Annotated in this window: 22 protein-coding genes, 1 pseudogene and 1 riboswitch; of the genes and pseudogenes, 15 read left to right on the top strand and 8 right to left on the bottom strand. The window is 46.9% G+C overall.

Annotated elements, in window-relative coordinates:
* Positions 1–550 precede the first annotated feature (550 nt).
* Entirely contained in the window at positions 551–1,075 is a 525-nt protein-coding gene (locus tag R7Z41_RS22940) for a DUF3087 domain-containing protein (protein ID WP_053304014.1), read from the bottom strand.
* A gap of 158 nt (positions 1,076–1,233) precedes the next feature.
* Between R7Z41_RS22940 and trmY the strand changes: the two genes are divergently transcribed.
* Positions 1,234–1,833, top strand: coding sequence for a tRNA (pseudouridine(54)-N(1))-methyltransferase TrmY (gene trmY, locus R7Z41_RS22935; protein ID WP_206970522.1), 600 nt, complete (start codon positions 1,234–1,236; stop codon positions 1,831–1,833).
* 78 nt (positions 1,834–1,911) lie between these two features.
* On the opposite strand, the gene R7Z41_RS22930 is transcribed toward trmY, so the two are convergent.
* Entirely contained in the window at positions 1,912–3,255 is a 1,344-nt protein-coding gene (locus R7Z41_RS22930) for a TldD/PmbA family protein (RefSeq protein ID WP_053304013.1), read from the bottom strand.
* On the bottom strand, positions 3,255–4,640 hold the full coding sequence (locus R7Z41_RS22925) for a TldD/PmbA family protein (protein WP_054575238.1): 1,386 nt from the start codon (positions 4,638–4,640) through the stop codon (positions 3,255–3,257). Before R7Z41_RS22925 ends, R7Z41_RS22930 begins: the two co-directional genes overlap by 1 nt.
* 311 nt (positions 4,641–4,951) lie before the next feature.
* Positions 4,952–5,059, top strand: a riboswitch (TPP riboswitch).
* A 97-nt stretch (positions 5,060–5,156) separates the two neighbouring features.
* Between R7Z41_RS22925 and thiD the strand changes: the two genes are divergently transcribed.
* From thiD to R7Z41_RS22885, 8 genes and pseudogenes are all read left to right on the top strand, one after another.
* Entirely contained in the window at positions 5,157–6,014 is an 858-nt protein-coding gene (gene thiD, locus R7Z41_RS22920) for a bifunctional hydroxymethylpyrimidine kinase/phosphomethylpyrimidine kinase (RefSeq protein ID WP_005383329.1), read from the top strand.
* Positions 6,004–6,759, top strand: coding sequence for an ABC transporter ATP-binding protein (locus tag R7Z41_RS22915; RefSeq protein ID WP_054575239.1), 756 nt, complete (start codon positions 6,004–6,006; stop codon positions 6,757–6,759). The genes thiD and R7Z41_RS22915 overlap by 11 nt, the downstream gene beginning before the upstream one ends.
* Positions 6,760–6,826: 67 nt before the next feature.
* Positions 6,827–7,552: pseudogene (locus R7Z41_RS22910) on the top strand (ABC transporter permease); the annotation flags it as partial.
* 47 nt (positions 7,553–7,599) lie between these two features.
* Positions 7,600–8,550 carry an ABC transporter substrate-binding protein gene (locus R7Z41_RS22905; protein WP_158173334.1) on the top strand — a complete coding sequence of 317 codons (951 nt, stop codon included), beginning with the start codon at positions 7,600–7,602 and terminating at the stop codon, positions 8,548–8,550.
* 54 nt (positions 8,551–8,604) lie between these two features.
* Positions 8,605–9,273 (top strand): thiaminase II, encoded by a 669-nt coding sequence (tenA, locus tag R7Z41_RS22900; RefSeq protein WP_033907186.1) that lies wholly within the window; start codon positions 8,605–8,607, stop codon positions 9,271–9,273.
* A gap of 12 nt (positions 9,274–9,285) precedes the next feature.
* Positions 9,286–10,077, top strand: a complete 792-nt coding sequence (thiM, locus tag R7Z41_RS22895) for a hydroxyethylthiazole kinase (RefSeq protein ID WP_054575243.1) — start codon at positions 9,286–9,288, stop codon at positions 10,075–10,077.
* A gap of 63 nt (positions 10,078–10,140) precedes the next feature.
* Positions 10,141–10,755: a thiamine phosphate synthase gene (gene thiE / locus R7Z41_RS22890; RefSeq protein ID WP_054575244.1), complete on the top strand. Its 615-nt coding sequence runs from the start codon at positions 10,141–10,143 to the stop codon at positions 10,753–10,755.
* Between the two features lie 182 nt (positions 10,756–10,937).
* Positions 10,938–11,663, top strand: a complete 726-nt coding sequence (locus tag R7Z41_RS22885; RefSeq protein WP_025768774.1) for a phosphatase PAP2 family protein — start codon at positions 10,938–10,940, stop codon at positions 11,661–11,663.
* A 69-nt stretch (positions 11,664–11,732) separates the two neighbouring features.
* On the opposite strand, the gene R7Z41_RS22880 is transcribed toward R7Z41_RS22885, so the two are convergent.
* Both R7Z41_RS22880 and R7Z41_RS22875 read right to left on the bottom strand, forming a co-directional pair.
* Positions 11,733–14,180 (bottom strand): trimethylamine-N-oxide reductase 2, encoded by a 2,448-nt coding sequence (locus R7Z41_RS22880; RefSeq protein WP_054575245.1) that lies wholly within the window; start codon positions 14,178–14,180, stop codon positions 11,733–11,735.
* 22 nt (positions 14,181–14,202) lie between these two features.
* Complete coding sequence (locus R7Z41_RS22875; RefSeq protein WP_005374302.1) at positions 14,203–15,297, bottom strand: NapC/NirT family cytochrome c; 1,095 nt, start codon at positions 15,295–15,297, stop codon at positions 14,203–14,205.
* 270 nt (positions 15,298–15,567) lie between these two features.
* On the opposite strand from R7Z41_RS22875, the gene R7Z41_RS22870 reads away from it, so the two are divergent.
* The 5 genes from R7Z41_RS22870 to R7Z41_RS22850 all read left to right on the top strand — a co-directional run bounded on the left by R7Z41_RS22870 (position 15,568) and on the right by R7Z41_RS22850 (position 18,443).
* Positions 15,568–16,083: a GNAT family N-acetyltransferase gene (locus R7Z41_RS22870; protein WP_005374306.1), complete on the top strand. Its 516-nt coding sequence runs from the start codon at positions 15,568–15,570 to the stop codon at positions 16,081–16,083.
* A gap of 9 nt (positions 16,084–16,092) precedes the next feature.
* Positions 16,093–16,824 (top strand): glucose 1-dehydrogenase, encoded by a 732-nt coding sequence (locus tag R7Z41_RS22865; protein ID WP_017821007.1) that lies wholly within the window; start codon positions 16,093–16,095, stop codon positions 16,822–16,824.
* Between the two features lies 1 nt (position 16,825).
* A complete protein-coding gene (locus tag R7Z41_RS22860; RefSeq protein WP_206970531.1) occupies positions 16,826–17,296 on the top strand; it encodes a GNAT family N-acetyltransferase in 471 nt (156 codons plus the stop codon).
* 118 nt (positions 17,297–17,414) lie between these two features.
* Entirely contained in the window at positions 17,415–17,882 is a 468-nt protein-coding gene (locus R7Z41_RS22855; RefSeq protein WP_047102511.1) for an HAD family hydrolase, read from the top strand.
* 33 nt (positions 17,883–17,915) lie between these two features.
* Entirely contained in the window at positions 17,916–18,443 is a 528-nt protein-coding gene (locus tag R7Z41_RS22850) for a GNAT family N-acetyltransferase (RefSeq protein WP_047102510.1), read from the top strand.
* Positions 18,444–18,480: 37 nt separating this feature from the next.
* On the opposite strand, the gene R7Z41_RS22845 is transcribed toward R7Z41_RS22850, so the two are convergent.
* From R7Z41_RS22845 to R7Z41_RS22835, 3 genes are all read right to left on the bottom strand, one after another.
* A complete protein-coding gene (locus R7Z41_RS22845; protein ID WP_254901939.1) occupies positions 18,481–19,071 on the bottom strand; it encodes a type II secretion system protein in 591 nt (196 codons plus the stop codon).
* Positions 19,072–19,224: 153 nt separating this feature from the next.
* Positions 19,225–19,512: a hypothetical protein gene (locus R7Z41_RS22840; RefSeq protein ID WP_005374318.1), complete on the bottom strand. Its 288-nt coding sequence runs from the start codon at positions 19,510–19,512 to the stop codon at positions 19,225–19,227.
* A 66-nt stretch (positions 19,513–19,578) separates the two neighbouring features.
* Positions 19,579–20,478, bottom strand: coding sequence for a DMT family transporter (locus tag R7Z41_RS22835; RefSeq protein ID WP_047102508.1), 900 nt, complete (start codon positions 20,476–20,478; stop codon positions 19,579–19,581).
* 92 nt (positions 20,479–20,570) lie between these two features.
* Between R7Z41_RS22835 and R7Z41_RS22830 the strand changes: the two genes are divergently transcribed.
* Entirely contained in the window at positions 20,571–22,007 is a 1,437-nt protein-coding gene (locus R7Z41_RS22830; RefSeq protein WP_005383306.1) for a PLP-dependent aminotransferase family protein, read from the top strand.
* Positions 22,008–22,151: the final 144 nt, after the last annotated feature.

Genomic DNA, 22,151 nt, shown 5'->3' with positions numbered 1-22,151 from the left:
GGCCTGCCGCCAGCGTTCAATCTGAGCCATGATCAAACTCTTCAATTTAAAGTTTTTGATTCCCTAAATAAATAGGGAGAGGCTCAATGAATACTGAACATTACATAAGTAATGTTTGAATTGACTGTGCTGAATCTTTCGATTCAATGGTCACTTCGTTTCATTGAAACCTAATTTGAAACCGCTCTTTATTAAGAGAAATTTCTAATTGGATTATCATCAACGAGTGCCCACACAGATTGATAGGTCTATATTGTTAAAGAGCTTGCTTCGTAAACTTTGCTACCGAAGCGGAGGCGTATTCTAAGGAATTAATTTTCAGTGTCAAACACTTTTTCAAATTAATTTTTAGAAGCTTTTCTTTCGCCTCATTGCCAACTGCTTTTGCGTTTCCGCTTTGCCCTGACAACGGAGGCGCATTATAGGGAGATGATTTTTCTTGGCAACCCTTTTTTAGAAAAAAACTTTAAAAAAAACGTCGAGTGATGAAATCTCACTCAAACGCTTATTTTTAACACTTAGTTGTTAACTTAACGTAGCAAATAGGCAATCAATATGTGTCAATCCAAGACTCTTCAAAGCTTGTGATATCAAGATCCAGTGACTTCGCCGCTTCGATTTGCTCAATTGCCTCTAATTCTTTATTTACACTGCTCATCGTTAATGTGTTGTTGTCTAACTCAAACACCTGACTTTGAGTCGTATAGTAGAACTTAAGTATCGTCAGCGCTTTTACATCGTGCTCAGCAGAAGCGGCTTTAATGCTTTTCAGTTTGCGAAAGATCTTGTTCTGCAACTGCTTGAGTTTCCAGACATACAACACTTCTTCCATATAAGGGCGTGTTTTGAATTGGTTCAGCAAAGACAGTGAAGTAGCTAAGGCAAGCACAACACCAATTAAGTTCCAATGAAAGTTCCCCGTCGACTGTTCAGGTACTACATCTGTATTACCGAACAAAACAATCAACAAGGTACTAAAGGCAAGAGAGGAGATGGCGAGCAACGCAACAAAACCGCCAATCACAAGGTTTACTTTCTTTTTATAAATGTCTTTATTTATCTGTTTGATTTCCATATACCGCTCCTAACAGGTTACCTCTATTTTAACCAGCGCACTCCGCACGACAATCGAAGCTTTGTAAGTAAGTTCACATTTGCTATTAAACTCGCATCCCTTCCCTGCTTGGGTATATACTTCCGCGCATTCACTCTTCCTATATAGAGGCTAAATTCATGCGCTCTTTTGTTTTACGAGCTCGCGCGGCGCCAACCACCAGCAAAGCACTGTTAGAAGGTGTTGGTAATGAAGCGCATACAGAGATTCTTGCTCATACCATGATGAACACTATGTTCGTTGCTCAATCACACCGTGAAGATGTGGTTGTTCACTTGGTTTTGGAAAGCACAAAAGACTTCTCACGCACCATTACTATTCGCTCCAACGACATCACCAACATTGGCGGCTTCCATGAGTCAACCTTGATTGCAGCAGTGGCTCGCGCTTTGGATGCTTCGGTTGGTATGGGTAAAGAGCAACTTCGTGAAGTCGAACCTGGTATTACCGTTCGTACAGTGAGCTTTGAACGCCTAGTACAAGAGCTGGCAGAAGATCACCAACTATATATGTTGGATAAGAAAGGCGAATTTGTTCGTGATGCAGAAATTGGTGAAAATCCATGTTTCTTGCTAACTGACCATATACCGATGCCGAAAAAGTCTTTTCACAGCTTAAAGCGCCTTGGCACAGAGAAGATCAGCTTAGGTCCTAAGATGCTTTTCGCTTCTCAGTGTGTGGTATTGATCCACAATGAGTTGGACATACGCGAATTCTAGTTATTCGCGCACACGTTGCTAGGTAATGAAAGAGGACTCCATTGAGTCCTCTTTTTTGTTTCTATAGGGATGCTAAGTTTACTTACCACCAATGCTCAAACGAGCAAAACGAACGTCTGGCGAGAAGAAAGTTCGGCTATCGTTAATTAACTGAGTATCACCCACTGCCTCAACTTCTTGCAGCATCTTGTAGAAGTTACCCGCTACCGTGATCCCACGAACTGGTTGAACGCGCTCTCCATCACGGCACAAGAAGCCACTCGCACCAAATGAGAAATCACCACTCACTGCATCCGCACCAGAATGGACACCTTGAAGCTCGACTAACTCTAGGTACTCACCCGCTTTTACTTCTGACGCACTGCTGTTGCCTGTCGCAATCACTTTGTGATTCGCTGATACGTCTAGGCTCGATTTTGCACCGCGAGCGGCACTTGCTGTCGAGACTGCGCCCAAGTAACTTGCGGTCTGGCTGTTGTGTAGCAAGGTTTTCAACTCACCATTAGCAATCATGACATTATCTTGAGTAGCGAAGCCTTCACTATCAAAACTCGCGATTGCCATACCATTTGGCATGTAAGCCGTATCAGTAAAGGTAATTAAATCACTCGCAACACGTTGACCAAGCTTGTCACCCAGTGGCGTAATGCCTTTCATCGCGCTTACGCCAGAGAAAGCACTGCCGAAAGCACCGAATAAACTTGCTAGCGCATTGATGTGGAAGATAGCAGGGTAGTTACCCGTCGCAACCGGTGCGCCTTCAAGAAGATCGCGAGCAAGGTTGTAGCCACCCTCGATACAGTAAGCTGGATTCAACTCATCAAAACGGCGACCCAGTGACATTCTACCCGCCATTGACTGTTTGCCGTCTTTTTCAAACAAGGTATACGCGTAACAAGTGAACGAGCGCTCGAAGTGTTGACACAATGTGCCTTGAGTATTGGCAATGATCAGTTGTGTTTCGCCATCGCTGTAACCATTGTAAGGTGCGCTAGAGGCGTGAGGCAGAGCCACTACGCCTTGCTCAAGAGCGAGAGACAGTTCGATTTTTTCGTCAACAGAAGTTGTATCTTCTTGCGCAATCTCAGCAACATCAGTCGCGATTTGACTGTTCACGCAACTAATCGTCTGATGTTCATCTTGCTTGGAAAAGCGAGCGCTTTGCAGTGCGTTGGTCAGCATCAAATCCAAGCTTGGTTGCTCTAACGACTCAGAATAGCTTGTTGCAACACGCGCATCTTTCACAACACGAACACCCAGAACTTGGCTTGAGCTTACTTTGTACTCATCCAGCTTTCCTTGGTTCGCTTTCAAAGAAAAGCTACTGTTACGGTTTACAATGACGTCCGCTTCTGCACCTTGGCGTTTTGCTTCTGATAGGACGTAATCAACCGCATTAAGAAGTTGTTGTTCTTGGCTCATTAGTTACCGCCTCCTACCAGAATGTTATCTACTTTCAGCGTTGGCTGACCGACAGTTGTTGGTACTGAACCACTCACGGAACCACACATGCCCGGCGCAAGCGCCATGTCTTTGCCGACCATGCTGATTTCTTTCAACACTTTTGGACCCGTGCTGATCAGCGTTGCTGTTTTCAGAGGCTTGGTGATTTTGCCATTTTCAATGAGGTAGGCTTCACGAACAGCAAAGTTAAACTCCCCCGTACCCGGTTGAACAGAGCCACCGCCCATCTTCTTCGCATAGATACCACGTTCGATGCCTGCCAGCATGTCATTAAGTGAATGCTCGCCCTCTTCGATAAAGGTGTTACGCATGCGCGAGGTTGGTGCGAACTTGTAGTTTTGACGACGACCAGAACCCGTAGGCTCATAACCTGTCTTCATGCCACCCATTTTATCGACCATGAAGCTGGTTAGCTTACCGTCTTTGATCAGTTGAGTGCGCTGAGTCTTCATACCTTCATCATCAATGTGAATCGAGCCCCATTCGTTGGTCATGGTGCCATCATCGACTGCATTCACTGCGGTGTGAGCAACCATTTCGCCCATCTTGTCGTGGAAGACTGATGCTTTCTTCGCAACTGAAGTGGTTTCTAGCAAGTGACCACATGCTTCATGGAAGATAACGCCGCCAAAGCCGTTACCAATCACCACCGGCATTTCACCCGATGGACAAGCATCCGCGCCAAGTTTTACTAACGCTTGCTGCGCGATAGTTTGACCTAGCTCTTTGGCATCAAGCTGTTCACTGAATTCCCAACCAGCAAGAGCGCCAGGACCTTCCATACCAGAAGACTGCTCATTACCTTTTTGCGCGACAGTGTTACCAGCAACACGAATGTAGTGGCGAGTATCGTCAACGTGTAGACCTTCTGAGTTGAAGATAGACACTTGTTGCTCGCGCTGAAGAACGCTGCCAATAAACTGGCTGATATGCTCACTCTCAGCACGTGCGGCTTGGTCAACTTTCAATAGAAACGCGATTTTTGAATCTAGGTTAGCATCCTTACTTAGCGACATGCGGCAACCATGTTGGATTGGGTAGCGGTTCAAATTCAAAGAACCCGCTGACGCGATTTGCTCACGCTTGTCTTTTGCAGCAAGCAGCGAGGTTACGCGCTTTAGTTCGGCTTCATCTGTGCTGTTGGTGTAACCGTAAAGCACCTTATGACCGAAAAAAAGACGAATACCGATACCAAAATCGATACCCGAGTTAACCTTATCCACTTCACCAGATGCGATCTGGACAGTGTTGGTTTGGTGATGTTCAACGAATAGTTCAGCGAAATCAGCCCCCAAAAAGAGTGCATGATCGATCACTGACTTCGCTGTTACAGAATTAAGCATGAAGTCTCCTTGCTCGATGATCGTCTTAGCCTTCCTAATTAACTGTGAAAAAGTTCAACAAAGTTAAATTGGCAACACGTTAAATTTTAACAGTTTTTTAACCTTGTTTTGTGCTAATCCTTGCTTAACGAGACCACGATTATTTATTAAATATTCCAGGTTCTGCTCATTCACCAGAGCGTTGCACTAGTAAATTCCACCCAGCAAACCATTTAGGTGCTTACTTTATCACTCACCTCGCATAATTGAATACTCATTATAATTACGCTCAAAAAACGTATCCCTTCCGCAATGGTCCTGCTATCATCCGAACGAAATAGTCGGGGGGCCACACGACAAGTGTTGGCTGAGATCGAAATTCGAGACCCGTTGAACCTGATTCAGTTAGCACTGACGTAGGGAACTATGCACACTTTGCCTTTCGTCGCCCCTCTTAGGTAAGCGATAGCGATCGAAAAATCGATCTATCTGCAACGGTCAAAGTCAGTTCCTATACGTCTTGTAGTAGGAGCGACCATGACGCAGCAATCACAACCTCATTCACATCACACGCCAGCCTTGCCTACCCCTATCGTATTGACCATCGCGGGCTCAGACAGTGGTGGCGGTGCAGGTATTCAAGCCGACATCAAAGCGATGTCCGCAACCGGCAGTTTTGCTTGCTCGGTAATCACGGCGATTACTTCGCAAAATACCCAAGGCGTTTCTGCGATTTTCCCCATTCCTCTCGACCATGTAGAGAGCCAACTTGATGCAGTATTTACCGACCTCAACATCGTTGCAGTCAAAGTGGGCATGCTGGCAGATTCCAACATCATCAAAGTCGTTGCAGACAAAATTAAACAATACCAGCCAAAACACCTCGTGATTGACCCTGTGATGGTGGCCACCAGCGGCGATCTATTACTGGAACAGTCGGCAATCAGCACTTTAAAAGAAGAATTGATTCCGCTCGCAGACATCATTACCCCTAACCTACCCGAAGGCGCAGCATTGACGGGTAAGCCAATGCCTCAATCAGAATCTGAAATGAACGATATGATTACCGACCTTCGTGCGCTTGGCGCCAAAGCTATTCTGCTCAAAGGCGGTCACCTTGAAGAAAATGAAAACAGCAACGATCTGCTTATCATGCAAGACAGTGCCGAGTTAATTAGCGCCAAGCGATTTCCAACCAAAAACACTCATGGCACAGGCTGTACACTTTCTTCCGCCATTGCGTCTTATCTTGGCCAAGGCAACAATCTGCACAAAGCGGTGCACCTTGGTAAGCAGTACATCAGCCAAGCTATCGCGCACGCTGATGAACTGGATGTCGGTAAAGGTCACGGCCCTGTGAACCACTTTTTTGCGGGTCATACTTATGTTCGCTAACGCGATTGGCATTCAGCTTTCCGATGCTAGCCTGCGATACAAAGATAGCCAAACACCGACTTTAGCAGGAATGAACATGACCATTCCCGTCGGTAAATGGACGGTATTACTCGGACGAAGTGGCTGCGGGAAAACCACAATATTGCGTTACTTAGCTGGCCTACTGGATGACCAAGTTGACTGGCATGGCGAACTCATCACAACGGATGGCGCTGCACTGCATGACCGTATCGCTTACATGGCTCAGCAGGATTTATTGCTACCGTGGTTGAATGTGTTAGACAACGTCTGCCTCAGTTCTCGATTTTCTCAAGAGCAAGCACCAGAGCAAAATAGACAACGTGCACTGGCTTTACTAAACCAAGTAAAACTCGCCGATTACGCGGATGCTAAGCCAACTCAGCTCTCTGGCGGCATGAGACAACGTGTTGCCCTTGCTCGCACTCTGATGCAAGACAAGCCTCTGGTTCTGATGGATGAGCCTTTCTCTGCGTTGGACGCGGTTACTCGCCATAAGTTGCAGACCTTGTCTGCCGAATTACTGAAAGATAAGACCGTTGTTCTTATTACCCACGACCCACAAGAAGCGGTGCGATTAGCTCACCAACTCTATGTACTGCAAGGTACGCCTGCGCAAGCTCAGCACTTGGTTGTTCCGGATTCCAAGCCACCACGAGTTCTCGATGGAGAGTGCGCCGCGCTTCAACAAGCGATTTTGGATCAATTGGAGAAAGACTATGAGTGATATGACTCAGTACAACTCCGTTTCGGCACGTATTGGTAAAAAAGAACGCGTGACCCATCAAGCTCTGCGCTTGGTAATCAGCACTGCGGTGATCTTGGGATTGTGGCAGTTGGTTGTGGTGGTATTCGACATGCCAGGCTTCATCTTACCTTCACCAATTGAAGTGCTGGATAGATTGGTCACTCGTTACGATATCCTGCTCAAACATACTTGGGTTACTGCGCAAGAGATCTTACTTGGCTTGGCGCTTGGATTATCGATGGGTTTGCTGTTCGCATTGCAAATGCTGATGTTTGAGCCGCTGAAGCGTTGGTTACTGCCTATTCTGATTGCTAGCCAAGCGATCCCTGTGTTCGCCATCGCGCCAGTGCTCATGCTTTGGCTGGGTTACGGTATTGCATCGAAAGTCGTCATGGCAGCGATCATCATCTTTTTCCCCGTCACGACATGTTGCTATGACGGCTTACGCAATACACCAACAGGTTACCTCGATCTTGCCAAGACCATGGGCGCGTCGAAATGGCAGCTACTTCGTCATATTCAATTGCCAGCCGCGCTACCAACGTTAGCTTCAGGTATTCGTGTTGCCGTCGTTATTGCGCCAATTGGAGCAGTGGTCGGTGAGTGGGTAGGTTCAAGTGAAGGCTTGGGTTATCTGATGCTCCAAGCTAACGCTCGCATGATCATTGACGAGATGTTTGCGGCGCTGTTTATCCTCGCCGTGCTGTCTATCTCACTCTACTTCATCACCGATAAATTATTGAAAAAAGCCATCCCTTGGGAAAGCAAGTAATTACAGAAAATAACCAAAGAAAATTGGGAAAGAAAAGGAAGAACCCCGTGAATAAAAACAAACTTGTGAGCGCTGCTGCTCTACTCGCTTCAGTGGTATCAACCAACGTGCTTGCAGCTGAAAAAGAGATGACACTGATGTTGGATTGGTTCGTCAATCCAAACCATGGTCCTATCGTGATTGCCAAAGAGCGCGGTTACTTCAAAGAACAAGGTTTGAAGGTCAACATTCAAGAGCCTGCAGATCCAAGTACGCCACCTAAGTTGGTCGCTGCTGGCAAGGTCGACATGGCGATTTCTTACCAGCCAAGCCTAACTATCGATGTCGCGGCGGGTTTGCCATTAATCCGCTCTGCGACTTTGATTGCTACGCCACTCAACACGCTGATGGTGTTGGACAACGGTAAGAATGAAAACCTTGGCGACTTAAAAGGTAAGAAGATCGGTATTGCGATCGCAGGCAACGAAGAAGCAACAATCGGCACTATGTTAGCTCAAGAGAATGTGAAGTTTTCTGACGTACAAATCATCAACGTAGGTTGGGCGCTATCTTCGTCTCTTGCGTCTGGCAAGGTGGATGCGATTTGGGGTGGTCTACGTAACTTCGAAACCAACCAACTTGCACTAGAAGGTTATAAAGCTAAAGCCTTCTTCCCTGAAGAACACGGCGTGCCAGCGTATGACGAGTTAGTCTTCGTAGCCAATGCAAAAACCTACGACAAAGAAGCCATCAAGGCATTCAACAAAGCACTGGAGCAAGCGACCACTTACATCGTTAACCATCCAAAAGAATCTTGGAAAGAGTTTGTGGCTTATTCACCAGACACCCTCAACAACGAGCTTAACCAGCGCGCTTGGAATGACACACTAACTCGTTTCGCTCTTCGTCCATCTGCAGTAGATCTGAAACGCTACGATGATTATGCCGAATTCATGTATTCACAAAAAATCATCGAAACACTGCCAAAAGCGAAAGATTACGTACCGAACTTTGACTAATTCTACTGACCTTAGGCTCAAAGCCTAGGGTCTTTTGATAACGAGATACCCATAATGAAATACCAAGATTTGATCGACGCTTGCCGCCAAGATTGGCAAGAATACACTGAGCATGCTTTCGTGCAGCAATTGGCGCAAGGCACTCTGGCTCAGCCTTGTTTTCTGCACTATCTAAAGCAGGATTTTCTTTTCCTAAAACAGTACGCACGAGCTTACGCATTAGCGATCTACAAAGCACGTACTTTGGATGACATGCGCCGTGCCCTACCAAGCGTACATGCATTGCTAGATTCTGAAATCGCCCATCACGTGACTTACTGTGAGCAATGGGGACTGACAGAATCCGATTTAGAAAACGAGCCAGAAGATTTCGGCACGGTAGCTTACACCCGTTATGTATTGGATGCTGGCATGACAGGCGATCTTGTTGATCTATACGCGGCACTAGCGCCATGCTCCATCGGTTATGCCGTAATCGGTAAGATGCTGATTGAAGATGAGAACACGGTAATCGAAGGCAACCCATACGCAAGTTGGATCAACCTCTACGGTGGTGAGGAGTTCCAATCTGGTGTCGCAAAAGGTGCAGAACACTTTAACCAGTTATTGGCGGAAATCGACATCAATAGTCAGCGTGGTCAAAACCTGATTCAGGTATTCAAAACTGCAACGCGTATGGAAGTAGCATTCTGGCAACAAGGTCTGAATGCTCAGCAAGATTAATCGGAGAGTCTCATGTTAATTGAACAAATCACCCAAGCATTAACCGCAGTACGCCAGCAAAAGCCATTAGTCGTCAACATCACTAACTACGTGGTGATGAACAACACGGCAAACGCGCTATTGGCTATCGGCGCTTCTCCAATCATGGCGCACTCCAAGCAGGAAATGGCAGAGATGATGTCGTTCGCGGGCTCACTGGTTATCAACATTGGTACCTTAGACAGCGTTTGGACACCTCGTATGAGCTATGCCGTAGAGCAAGCCAATGCCAATGGTAAAATCGTTATACTCGACCCAGTCGGTTGCGGAGCAAGCTCACTACGTACAGAGACATCACGTGAAATCGCACGCCTTGCAAACAAGTTAATCATTCGTGGTAATGCGTCCGAAAGCATTGCTCTCGCTGGTGAGCAAGCACAAAGCAAAGGTGTAGATGCACTCGACAGTAGTGATGCAGCCCTTGGGGCGGCTCACTTCTTAGTTGAAGAATACGGAGCGAGCGTGGTGATCTCCGGCGAAACTGACTACATCGTGACAAAAGAGCAAACCGTCCAGCTGAATAATGGTCACGAGATGATGCCTTACGTAACGGGCATGGGCTGCACACTAACGGCACTGACTGGCGCTTTCGCAGCAATCGGCGACGAAACGGGCCTTGCTGCGGCAGCGGTGCTTGGCGTTGTGGGTGAAATTGCGGCTGAGCAAGCGCGAGGGCCAGGTAGCTTGCAAATGCATCTTTTGGATGAGCTTTACCAACTGGATGAAGAAACACTGGCAACACGCCTTAAATTACAAGTGAGATAAATCGCTTCTCAATGCTTTAAACGCCTCTCACTCCAACGAAAGTGGGAGGCGAAAGGAAACACAATGAACGCCTATCGTTTGTATTTGGTCACCGACGACCAACAAGATTTAGCCACACTAAAACGTGTCGTGAGAAAAGCCGTGGAAGGTGGCGTGACCATGGTACAAGTCCGCGAAAAACACGGCGATGTGCGTGCGTTTATCGAACGTGCTCAAGCCGTCAAAGACATCCTTAAAGATACCGATGTTCCTTTGATCATCAATGACCGCGTAGATGTCGCACTGGCTGTCGATGCTGATGGGGTTCACCTCGGGCAATCAGACATGCCCGCAACTATCGCTCGTGAGTTGATTGGACCAAACAAAATCCTCGGCTTATCCATCGAAAATGAAGAGCAGCTTGCAGAAGCGGACTCTCTGCCGATTGATTACATCGGTTTGAGCGCGATCTTCGCGACGCCAACCAAAACCAACACCAAAAAACATTGGGGTATTGATGGTTTGAAGATGGCGCTGAACACCACGCCCTTACCAATCGTCGCGATTGGTGGCATCAACGAAACCAACATTCCTGCCCTGAGTGCGACAGGTGTGCATGGTTTGGCTTTGGTTTCTGCCATTTGTCATGCAGAAAACCCAACCAAAGCAGCAGAGTACTTACTTTCTCTGATGGATTAAGGCCCCAACGCTTAAGGATGAGCGCCTTTACCCTCCGGATAAATGTCATCAATTCATCACTCAACCTTCATTCTCTCGTCAAATTGACAGAGCGTTGATAAGTTTTTCACGCCAGATAACGTAAGATAAGCCCCTTATTTTCACGTGGTTGAATAACCCTCAATAAAAACAAAACGCTCTCAATGAAAACCAAAAAATATGGATTGATGATGCTCGCCTTGTTTGTTCTTGGCATCATCCCAATGTCGCTGTTTGGCTCTTATCACAATCTCACTTCACAGGTGCCTGAAAGTCTGGGTATTACTTTTACTTTGCTCACAGATTCTGCTGGTAGCAAAGGTTTTTTAATTACGTTAACACTGCTACTGCTTTCTTTATTTCGCTTTAAACCAAGTCGCATTGAGTGGATACAAAAACTCTCAATGTTAGGGTTGTTACTGGTGATTGGTTTTGCCAGCAAAACGGGGCTAAAACTGATGACAGAAAGCCCGCGTCCCTACGCCGAACTGCTTGCTGCAGAGCAATTGATTGAGCACCCAGAAGCGTTTTATCAGTTGGATACAAAGCAGCAAGCCAACGTAATTAACCAGATTTCTGAACACGTCAGTGATTGGCGAACGCGCCATTGGCAAGGCGAGAAAGACTATTCTTTCCCATCCGGCCATACGATTTTCGTTTCGATTTGTTTGGCTTTCTTTGGTGGTTTGTTCTTACAGAACAAGTGCTATATCTCTGCACTGTCATTGTGGATGTGGGGAATGAGCGTCGCATATAGCCGCTTATGGCTGGGCATGCATCGCCCTGAAGATTTAATAGGCTCGGTCTTGTTTGTCGCGATTGTATTTACTTTACTCCCGACATTTCAGATTAAGAAACAGATGCCGTTTGTTTCTCTCGCTTCGCGCTAATGTGAACGATGACTAGATAAAAAGAAGCCAGCGATTCGCTGGCTTCTTGCTTTCAATCGCTACTTTTTTCTAGCCATTTCTTGGTGGTTCAAACGCTGTTAGTTCTAATTCTGGGCCAGTGTATTTTTCAATACGAACCAGTGCCGAGTTCGCCGCACAGCCGTTTGCAAGTCGAGAGGTCGGAATATCCAACGTTAACACGTTACAACCGCCGTTCTTACAAATGCCGGTTTTAGGATCCAAATCCGGCCAACCGCCTTCATGAATACACACTGAACCTTGCTTGATTCGGTCAGTCACTTCTGCACCAACCAATACTTGGCCACGGTTGTTAAACGCACGAACTAGATCGCCCGTTTTAATACCACGCGCTTTCGCATCTTCAGGGTGAATCCAAATAGGTTCACGGTTTGCAATTGCGTACTCTTCGCGAATCTTCGCGTAGTTGAATTGGCTGTGTAGACGATGCGCTGCGTGCGCGGTCATTAGCTGCAACTCGCCATCTTTCGCAGTACCCGTGTACTCGGTTGGTGCCATCCACGTTGGATGTGGAGGACAGTCTTCCAACTGATAGCCTTCAATGGTTTTCGAGAAGATTTCGATCTTACCACTTGGTGTACCGAGTGGATTCATGATCGGGTCTTCACGGAAATCTGCGTAACGAACAAACTGTGCGTTCTTCTCGTTCCACTTCATCTCGATCAGTTGGTTATCTTCCCAGAACTTGCTGAAGTTCGGCATTGCTACGCGAGAGCCACGGCCACCTTGTTGCGCCGCCTTGTAGAAGCCGTACAGCCATTCCATTTCGGTTTTGCCTTCGGTGTATACGTCACGGCCACCCGGAGCTAGCATCTCTGCCATGTCCGCGAATACATCGAAGTCATTACGCGCTTCACCTTGCGGCTCAACCACTTGCTTCATTGGCACCAAGTGTTGGTTACTGTAGTCACCCGTCATCGTTAAGTCGTTACGCTCGAACGATGTGGTGATTGGCAGAACAATGTCCGCGTGCTTCGCAGCCGCCGTCCAGTAAGGCTCTGAAATCACGATCAGCTCAGGCTTTTGCCACGCTTTGATCAGACGGTTGGTGTCTTGGTGGTGAGTAAAGTTCGCACCACCTGCCCACCAAATCATCTTGATGTCCGGGAACGTCAGTTCATGACCGTTATGATGGTAGGATTGACCTGGGTTTTCCAACGCCTCGACAATACGCGCCACAGGGAAGCTTTGCACCGCGCCAGACACCGCCCAGTCGTTCCCCGCAGAAGAGCCGCCACCCAGCGATGCCGAAATCGCAGGAAGTACGCCAGCATCACGAGCAGGGTTACCACCGTTTGAGTAGTGATAAGAGAAACCAAAACCACCGCCCGGTAAACCGATTTGACCCAACATCGTTGCCAGTGTAACCAGCATCCAGTGACGCTGCTCACCGTATTGTTGGCGCTGCATGCCCCAACCCGCCATCAGCATGGTGCGGTTTTTACTGAAGATGTCAGCCAGTAGCTCAAGTTGCTTCGCAGGTACGCCACAGATTTGTGATGCCCATTCTGCTGATTTTTCTACGCCGTCTTCTTCGCCCATCAGGTACGCTTCAAACTTGTCGTAACCTGCGGTGTATTTATCGAGGAAGGCTTTATCGTGCTTACCTTGTTTCACCAAGGTGTGTGCGATACCCATCATCATTGCCACGTCGGTCATTGGGTGAGGAGCAATCCACTCCGCATTCTCGCCAAAGAATTCAATGGTTTCAGAACGAATAGGGTCAATCGCAATAACCGTCTTGCCTGATTTTTTCAATTGATGGAAGAATTCAAGACCAGCACAGTCTGTTGAGCTCCACGCGATTTTTAGAGTGTTGATCGGGTTTAAGCCCCAAAGCACAACCACATCGCTGTACTCTAGTACCACTGGGTACGTGGTTTGCTGCTCGTATACTTCGATAGAGCCCACAACGTGCGGCATGATGACCTGCGCAGCACCCGTTGAGTAGTCACCCAAGTGGCCTGAATAGCCACCCGCCATGCTCATGTAACGTTGCAGTAAGGTTTGTGCTTTGTGCAGCACGCCACTTGAACGCCAGCCGTAAGAACCAGCAAACACAGAAGCCGGGCCATATTCTTTACGAATGCGCATGTGCTGCTCGTGTATCAGCTTGTAAGCTTCATCCCAAGACACCCGTACAAATTCATCGCTGCCACGAACTCCTTCGGGAGCTGATGGGTTTGCCAAGTAACCTTTGCGAACCATTGGGTACTTAACACGCGCTTTAGTGTGCACTTGGTCAGGACCGGTGCTTTGTAGGCTGTTTGGTACCGTTTGTGGCAATGCGTTCGTGGTTGAAACCAGCTTACCGTCTTGCACTTCACACAGCATTGGGCCCATGCGGCCCGCTGTCAAAATGCCCTTGCCACGCTGGTTTGAAGACGCAACAGACATAGGTGCAAATGAAGTGAATGCCATTGCACCAGCCGCCATACCAGTGCCTTTTAGAAATCCGCGACGGGTCATATTAGTCATAATCTTATCCTTCTATTTATCGTTAGTGACCAACCACATCTTTCGCGTGGTGCTGGAAGAACTTGGTTAGAATTTCTAGGTTCTCGGCTGAAATATCAGTTCGATCACCCATACTTTTCGCTACCGGTCCCCATGCATTCACTGTGAAGTGATTTGAAGGAATTTTCGCGTGACAAGTTGCACAGTAAACGTTGTCCAACTCTTCTGCGTATGACCATACTGGTTCAAGCGTGTCAACAACTGGAGAATCAATAGCGCCAGTTAGAGAAACCGCGCGCCATTCGTTGCCGTAAACATCTGCCTCAAATTCACCAGTTTCAAGCGCTTGTTGGCCTTGCTCTGTTAGCGTTGCAACGATGGCACGTTGACCTTCTCCCATGTAAAGCACTTGCTCTGCGCCTTTCATTTGGAATGCGTTCAACTTAACAGTGCGGTTGTCGCCTTCAGAGCTGATTACTTCCAACTTCGTCGTTGGGTTAATTTTACCCATCTCACCCATTGCGATTTCAGTCACAGGGTAAACAACCTTGGCATTAGGTGATGTTTTTGTGGTGAAGCTCATCAACGTTTCAAATGCCTTGCTGTCTAGCTCTGCTTCTGGTGCAAAGTGCGCCACACCTTTATGACAATCGATACACGTTTGATCGTTTGCTTTCGCGTAAGCGTGCATCTTCGCCGCATCACGTGATTGCTCAAACTCTTCCATTGCATCGAAATCATGACACGAACGACACGTCGCTGAATCATTTTCACGGAACTGAGCCCATACCGTTTCAGCCATATCTTTACGATGTGCTTCATATTTCTCTGGCGTATCGATCTTACCTGTCACAAATTCATGGTAGATGTCTTTCGACGCGCGAATTTTGGTGATCAGGTAATCCATTGGTTCTTGAGGAATATGACAGTCAGAACATTCCGCGCGAATGCCTTTCGCATTACTGAAGTGCACTGAGCCTTGGTACTCTTTGTAAGGGGTTTCCATAGAGTGGCACGAGAGACAAAATTCAGTATCTGAGGTGTAATGCATTACTGCCGCACTCCCCCCCAAAGTTAACCAGCCCACACCAATGCCGGCAGCAACCAGCAGTGCAACATATCGTTTTTTTATTGACATAATTAGCAACACTTCCAAATAAAATGTAATTATAGGTCGCAAATTACTACTTTATGGGTAGTCCTCTCTTGATCCACATCATTTCCGTGTTGCTCTGTATGCCTCAAGTATGAAATTTTGTTATTTGCATCTCAAAGATGAATATATGGCAATAATCCATTACCCAGCCAACTATTCACCACATAAATCACTTTTATGAATGCAACTATTTGATTAAACAGATAAGAGGATGAGAGACTGAATCTCCACATTGATGCAGTAAGGACACGCATGTCAGTTTACATCGAGACGCACAGAAGCCAATTAAGACCCATCAAAGCCAGTGACTGGGAACTCTTTCAACGATTACTTTCCGAACAAGAGGTTATTGCGCTCTGTTTCGATCGTCCCAGCGAAACAGAAATAAGAGAAAAATTTGCTTCGCGATTATTACCATGGACCCCAAATTGCCAGCATTGGCTTTGCCTTGTAATACTCGATAAGCAATCTGAACAACCCATCGGCATCACTGGCTTTGCTATTGAAAACGGTAAGGCAGAGGTAGGTTACTTACTTTTGCCGGAATTTCATGGCCAACAGTTTGGAACAGAAACTCTTCAAGCGCTTCTATACTGGGCAACCTCGACACATAACATCAACCACTTTTCCGCGACGGTCACTGAAGGCAATATTGCATCAGAGCGTGTCCTGATAAAATGTGGTTTCGAACTCATTGAGGTCATTCCAGACGCATACCAAATTGGTGGCAAACCCTACGCCGATAAAATCTACTCACTACATAAATAAGGACGTATTTTGAATAAAGTAGTCATCATTACCGGCGCAAGCCGAGGCATTGGAGCCGCAGCGGCAAAAAAGCTGGCCGAGCAAGGCTATCGCGTTTGCGTTAATTACCGCACTCAGCAAGAGGCCGCCGACCAAGTTGTGGCAGAAATACAAGCAAACGGTGGAAAAGCGATTGCCATCGCCGCAGACGTAGCCGATGAGAAGCAAGTGCTCTCCTTGTTTGATGAAACAGAACGTGAATTTGGTGCAGTGACGCACTTGGTCAACAACGTTGGCATCCTATTTACTCAATCGCCTTTGTCTGAAATCAGCTTGGAACGCTTTCAGAAAGTAATGAACACCAATGTGAATAGCTGTTTCCTCTGCTGTCGAGAAGCGGCGAGGCGATTCAGTGCAGGCGGTGCAATTGTGAATGTCTCCTCTGGAGCGTCGCGCTCAGGCGCGCCATTTGAGTATGTCGATTACGCCACATCAAAAGGCGCGATGGATACCTTAACTAAAGGGCTCTCGCTAGAGTTGGCAGAGCGCAATATTCGCGTCAATGGCGTTCGACCTGGTTTCATTTACACTGATATGCATGCCGACGGCGGAGAACCAAACCGAGTAGATAGACTCAGCCCTCAAATTCCTCTTAAACGCGGTGGCACGGTAGAAGAAGTGGCAAATGCGATCGCTTGGCTATTAAGTGACGAAGCCTCTTATGTCACGGGATCATTTATCGATATTGCAGGGGGCAGATAGAATGCAAGTCCATATCCGACAAGCAACTCCCGATGATTTAGACGAAATTTTTCAGCTTAATTTTCAAATTAATTCACTGCATTTTGCAAATGCGCCAGAAGCCTTTGTTGCGCCTTCAGAAGCTGACCGCGAATTTCTTGCACAAGCACTAGAGAACAAAGAGCGACTCTTTTTGATTGCCGAACGCGAACAGCAAATTCTCGGCTTCTTAACCGCGATGATCACCCAAAACGACACCATCAGTTTTCTGATCAAAGACCCAATTTGTCGCGTGGGAACAATTGTTGTCGATGAAGCGCAAAAGCAGCAAGGAATCGGCCGCCAACTGCTCCAAGCCTGTGAGCAATGGGCGCGCGATGCCAATGCCACACAAGTTCGATTGGAAGTGATGGAACTCAATCAGCCAGCACAGCGCTTTTACGATAATCAAGGTTTTAAAACTAACTCACGCATTATGCTGAAACATTTGTAACGATAACGACAATTAAGCGCTTTTCACGACTAAACCCACCTAAATCGCATTTATCGATGCAATTTACCCCCTGATTTTAGAAAAAGACGATATGATGTGCGGATAAGGAGATTCGAACATGATTTATCTTTTCGATTGGGGGAACACCTTGATGGTAGATTTCCCTCACGCACAAGGAAAAATGTGCGATTGGGAACACGTAGAAGCAGTTCCTCAAGCCAGAGAAACACTGGCAATACTTTCCCAAAATCATCCCATCTACATTGCGACCAGTGCATCTGATTCCAACATGGAAGAGATTCAGCGTGCATTTGTTCGCGTCGACTTAGACCAATACTTAAATGGCTATTTTTGTTTTGCCAACCTCGGTATCGCTAAAAACCAACCTGAGTTTTATCTCGCCATCGCAAAACAGTTAGGGGTTAACGTAAGTGGAATAACCATGGTTGGCGATTTACCTCACAAAGATATTTACCCTGCGATGAAAGCGGGCGTAAACACAATTTGGTTTAACCCAACGGGCGCTGATGCACCAGCCGAAGCCATTCCTAACCAAATTCGTTGTTTATCTGAGCTTATCCCCTAACCGTTACTAACCTGCACTAATCAAGGAAGATGAATGCAAATCAGATCCATCAAGGTGAGCGATATCGCGCGCTTCACCGCGCTGTGGAATCGAGTGTACTCCGAAGGGGAATTTTTGATTTCTCCGGCACCCGATAACGCAACGCTTCGCAGAATCCTGCAACGTGTGGAAAACGAGTCCATCCCTCAGTTTGTCGCGTTTGACCGCCAAAAACTTATCGGTAGTGTTGAAATCTACCCAGCTGAGATGTGCGGTTACGAAAGAGGGCAACGCCTTCGCGTCGGTATTCTTGGTATTCACATCGACAAAAACTACCGAGGCAAAGGATTGGGGCGGAAACTATTGGCAGTCGCGATCGCACGTGGTTGGGAATTTGGTTACGACCAAATCGCACTCTACGTATACACAACCAACACACCAGCGATTGCTTTGTATGAACGGTTTGGATTTGAACATCAGGGAGAACTTGGGGAAGTGACCTTGCCAAATGGTAAAGTCTTGATGAGTCAAAAAATGATATTGTATAAAGCGCAAAGCCGTTCGAAAAGCCCAGATTTGTAGAGTCACGATAACCGTTGTTCGCAACACTTATTCGGGGTTAACACCCTTGCGTCACATGCCCTCGAACAATTGAATCGTTAGAGGCTTGATTCACGTAGTAGAAATAGCATGCTTCTTCTGCCAGTGTGTAACCTTGCGGCCAAATGTACACCACGCGATCAACACCCGATTTATCTAAGAACTGATAATCAGGAATAGCGACAAAATGAGCACTGTTTGGGTGCTGCTGACCGATGATGCAAAAATCACTGCCTTTGCACGGCACGTCAATTTTCGAATAACCTCTGGCTGGTAGATCGATTTCTAACAAAGCTCGAATACTATCGGCACTCGCTTCTGGCATGCCTTTGCGTGTTTTGACATGTCGGTCAATGTAGTGAACGTGCTCTTGGCCGTAAGCGTTATCAATCACAGCTTGAGCATGAAAGAATTTGAGAGCCGTACCCAAAGAAGACTGAGAACTGTGCAGCATCGCAGCGTATGCTTGGCGATGAATATCGAGTAGTACTGGTAAAGCAGCTAATGCGATGAAAGCCAAAGTGGTAAGCACTATGGTGATTTCCATCAGCGTAAATCCCTTTGATTTCACGTTTCTTATCTCAACTAGCCCAAGACAATAGCCCCACATCCATGTGAGACCGAGCCAATATATCGCCAATTTTTTACGATTAAAGACCCAAAGGGTAAGAAGAGACAAACACCACGCAAACTTGAGAACAGCACCCAAAGAGCAGTGTAACAAAACGACGCTATGTGTCAGATATTAGACGACTTTTACTCTCTAGTTACTGAGTAAAGGCACATTATTTCGCACCAGACCACGACGAACATTCGTGCACATTTTGCCAAAACGACGAATCTCATCGAACTGCGGAACAATGCCGCGCTCCATGGCTGACTCCCAATAAGTGACTTCTGAATCGACCATTTCCAACAATTTCTTCGGACAGCCAATGCACTGCCCTTCTGGTCCACATACAAACGTTTCTGGTTCATAAATTGGTAGTTCCGCTTTTACTTGCTCGATGATGCTACGCATGGCGGTCATTCGATCTGGCTTTACCTTCATCATTCTGCTCCACGGATTAAGATGAAGCAGATTGTACCCACTGGTACGCAAATGTCCCTACCCAATTTAGGTATATTCTGTTTGAATCGATTTCTTTATCGTCAGATCCGGCTTTTTAACCACCAAATACACCGCCGTAGCTGCCAGTACGAAACCAGAAATCCCCATCCAATCAAATGACTCTCCAAACGCGAGCCAAGCCTGAATCGCCGTCGTTGGCGGCACCAGGTAGAATACAGAAGCTACGCTCGATGCTGCACCGTTCTTAACCATGTACAACAGCAGTAGAATAGCTACACAAGAGAGCACGACGACCAACCACAACACAGTCAAAATAAACTCCAGTTCCCACTGCACTTGCATGGTTTCAAACTGCATCGCAACGGGCAGAAACATGATGAGCGCGGCCAAATATTGCACCGTCGCACCACCGACCATATCCACTTGTTGGCAATGTTTTTTCTGATAAAGCGTCCCTAGCGTGATACCAACCAAAGCCAATAAACACAAACCAATAGCCAGCACTTTATGCTGCTCGGATTGCCACTCCATTTTGCCCATCAACACCATAGCGATACCGACAAAACCAAGAGCCAAACCCAGCCATTGCGAGGGCTTAAACTCCTCACGAACAAACGCCACCAGCAAAGCCGCGGTTAAAATCGGTTGAATACCCACCAACAACGAACTCAACCCAGCAGGCATACCCAAGGCGATAGCGAAATAAGTACCGCCCAGATAGAAACCGTGGATCAACGCACCAACTACACAGCTGTGCCAAAAATCTTTTCCTGTCGGCAACCTTCTACGCAATACCGCCACAAGAACCAAAAACAGTAAGACATTGAATGCCATACGGATAGAAAGTAGTGTCGCTGGCTCGGCATATTGCAAACCAAAACGCGCACCAACGAATCCAGAAGCCCAAAGGATGACAAATACAAAAGGGATGGCTCGGATTAACATGATCGCCTCACTCACGCTTGTTTTATGTTTTGAGATACTGCTAATGTAATTAGGTACAGTGTTTTCAAAAAGTGACAGATGGAAGTGTTTTTATGGGTACAGATTTATTGGGAAGCGGTGAAGGGAATAAGTACCTCGTGGTGGAAAAACACCTCAAACAAGCCATCAATGGTGGCGTTTATCAGGCGGATGATCGACTGCCCTCCATTCGCTCGTTGAGCCAAGAATTAAACGTCAGTAAAAATACCGTGATTCGTGCGTATCAAGAGCTGGAAGCACAAAACTTGGTTTACTCGGTTCCCAAATCGGGTTATCGAGTTAAAGTCGCCTTGCCGACCTCTCGCTCAATTCCGGATCCGACTCGCGTGGATTTGCTCTCGATCTGCAAAGAAATCCTTACTTATCCTGAATACCAAGAGCGTTTGCCTACCGGTTCTGCCCACCCAAACATTGACTCCCCCGCGATCAAAAGCTTGTACGCCGAGATCGGCCGCCACAGCCGGCAGCAAACGCATGTACCGAGCCATTACCAATTACCACCCGGTGATCACCTCTTAATCAAACAACTAGCGAAAATCACACAAGATTTGGGCACGCCAGCCAAGTTGGATGAGATCATGGTGACGCACGGCGCGCAACAAGCCATTAGCCTAGCGCTGCGCGCAACGACACAAAAAGGCGATATCGTCGCGGTGGAGTCCCCTTGCTATTTTGGCAACTTATTGATGCTAGAATCACTCGGCCTCAAAGTGGTGGAAATTCCGAGTTGCCCACGCGACGGTATGTGCCCCGAAGCCTTAGCAAAAGCAATGGCGACATGGGACATAAAAGCGATCATCGTAACGCCAAACTTCACCAATCCAACTGGTGCCATGATGCCGCTAGAAAAGCGTCAACAATTACTATTGGCGTCCGGCAATATTCCTATTATCGAAGACGATGTGTTTGGCGGGTTAAGTTATGATAAGCCGTTGCCAAGCTTGAGATTGCTCGATGACAAGCAACGCGTAATTTACGTGAATTCGTTATCCAAAACGCTCGATTCGCGTTTGAGAATTGGTTGGATGTTGGCGGGGCGATATCGAGACCAAATTGAACAATATCTACTGTGTGAGAACATGGGCAGTTTGAACCTGATGCAATCCGCCGTGGCAACGTTTCTAACGTCAGGCAAGTATCGAACGCATACTGCGCGAATGGGTCGGGTTTATCAAAACAACATGCGACGATTTATCCAGATGCTTCATCAATACTTGGATGAATACGAACCTCTAAAAAATCGATACCAGATCAACGCCGTACAAGGCTCGTTCTTACTTTGGTTGCGACTGCCCGAAGACACGGACAGCTATGCGTTGTATCAAGCATGCAATAAGCACAGAATCAGCCTACTTCCCGGCACCGTATTTGGCACTCAAGGGCAATATCGGCATTGCGTACGCCTCAGCGTGGCAAACTTTGGTCATGAAACCGATTGGAGTCAAGCGATGCAAACACTGGCAAAATTGATAGCAAAGCATGCCTGTTAACTCGCTCTTGCTAAATGAACTTATGCCGACATACGCAAACAGGTAACAACAAAAAACTCCACACAAAGGTGCAATGTAGTTCACTTAAGAGGAGCCGCGTAGCGATTAACAGGGTATCGGGTCTTTGATATTTTTACCGCCCTA

The sequence above is a fragment of the Vibrio sp. 1457 genome (assembly GCF_033340195.1).
Classification (GTDB): Bacteria; Pseudomonadota; Gammaproteobacteria; order Enterobacterales; family Vibrionaceae; genus Vibrio; species Vibrio alginolyticus.
The sequence above is the reverse complement of the archived record's forward strand: the minus strand, read 5'-3'. Positions and strand labels throughout refer to the sequence as shown.

Excerpts from the sequence above, each read along its gene's own strand:
- R7Z41_RS22875 (WP_005374302.1), bottom strand. The coding sequence starts at position 15,297 with ATGTCAATAAAAAAACGATATGTTGCACTGCTGGTTGCTGCCGGCATT.
- thiE (WP_054575244.1), top strand. The coding sequence starts at position 10,141 with ATGAACGCCTATCGTTTGTATTTGGTCACCGACGACCAACAAGATTTA.
- R7Z41_RS22855 (WP_047102511.1), top strand. The coding sequence starts at position 17,415 with ATGATTTATCTTTTCGATTGGGGGAACACCTTGATGGTAGATTTCCCT.
- R7Z41_RS22860 (WP_206970531.1), top strand. The coding sequence starts at position 16,826 with ATGCAAGTCCATATCCGACAAGCAACTCCCGATGATTTAGACGAAATT.
- R7Z41_RS22915 (WP_054575239.1), top strand. The coding sequence starts at position 6,004 with ATGTTCGCTAACGCGATTGGCATTCAGCTTTCCGATGCTAGCCTGCGA.
- trmY (WP_206970522.1), top strand. The coding sequence starts at position 1,234 with ATGCGCTCTTTTGTTTTACGAGCTCGCGCGGCGCCAACCACCAGCAAA.
- R7Z41_RS22835 (WP_047102508.1), bottom strand. The coding sequence starts at position 20,478 with ATGTTAATCCGAGCCATCCCTTTTGTATTTGTCATCCTTTGGGCTTCT.
- R7Z41_RS22845 (WP_254901939.1), bottom strand. The coding sequence starts at position 19,071 with ATGTGGGGCTATTGTCTTGGGCTAGTTGAGATAAGAAACGTGAAATCA.
- R7Z41_RS22925 (WP_054575238.1), bottom strand. The coding sequence starts at position 4,640 with ATGCTTAATTCTGTAACAGCGAAGTCAGTGATCGATCATGCACTCTTT.
- R7Z41_RS22880 (WP_054575245.1), bottom strand. The coding sequence starts at position 14,180 with ATGACTAATATGACCCGTCGCGGATTTCTAAAAGGCACTGGTATGGCG.
- R7Z41_RS22840 (WP_005374318.1), bottom strand. The coding sequence starts at position 19,512 with ATGAAGGTAAAGCCAGATCGAATGACCGCCATGCGTAGCATCATCGAG.
- tenA (WP_033907186.1), top strand. The coding sequence starts at position 8,605 with ATGAAATACCAAGATTTGATCGACGCTTGCCGCCAAGATTGGCAAGAA.
- R7Z41_RS22940 (WP_053304014.1), bottom strand. The coding sequence starts at position 1,075 with ATGGAAATCAAACAGATAAATAAAGACATTTATAAAAAGAAAGTAAAC.
- R7Z41_RS22930 (WP_053304013.1), bottom strand. The coding sequence starts at position 3,255 with ATGAGCCAAGAACAACAACTTCTTAATGCGGTTGATTACGTCCTATCA.
- thiD (WP_005383329.1), top strand. The coding sequence starts at position 5,157 with ATGACGCAGCAATCACAACCTCATTCACATCACACGCCAGCCTTGCCT.
- R7Z41_RS22870 (WP_005374306.1), top strand. The coding sequence starts at position 15,568 with ATGTCAGTTTACATCGAGACGCACAGAAGCCAATTAAGACCCATCAAA.
- R7Z41_RS22830 (WP_005383306.1), top strand. The coding sequence starts at position 20,571 with ATGGGTACAGATTTATTGGGAAGCGGTGAAGGGAATAAGTACCTCGTG.
- thiM (WP_054575243.1), top strand. The coding sequence starts at position 9,286 with ATGTTAATTGAACAAATCACCCAAGCATTAACCGCAGTACGCCAGCAA.
- R7Z41_RS22885 (WP_025768774.1), top strand. The coding sequence starts at position 10,938 with ATGAAAACCAAAAAATATGGATTGATGATGCTCGCCTTGTTTGTTCTT.
- R7Z41_RS22850 (WP_047102510.1), top strand. The coding sequence starts at position 17,916 with ATGCAAATCAGATCCATCAAGGTGAGCGATATCGCGCGCTTCACCGCG.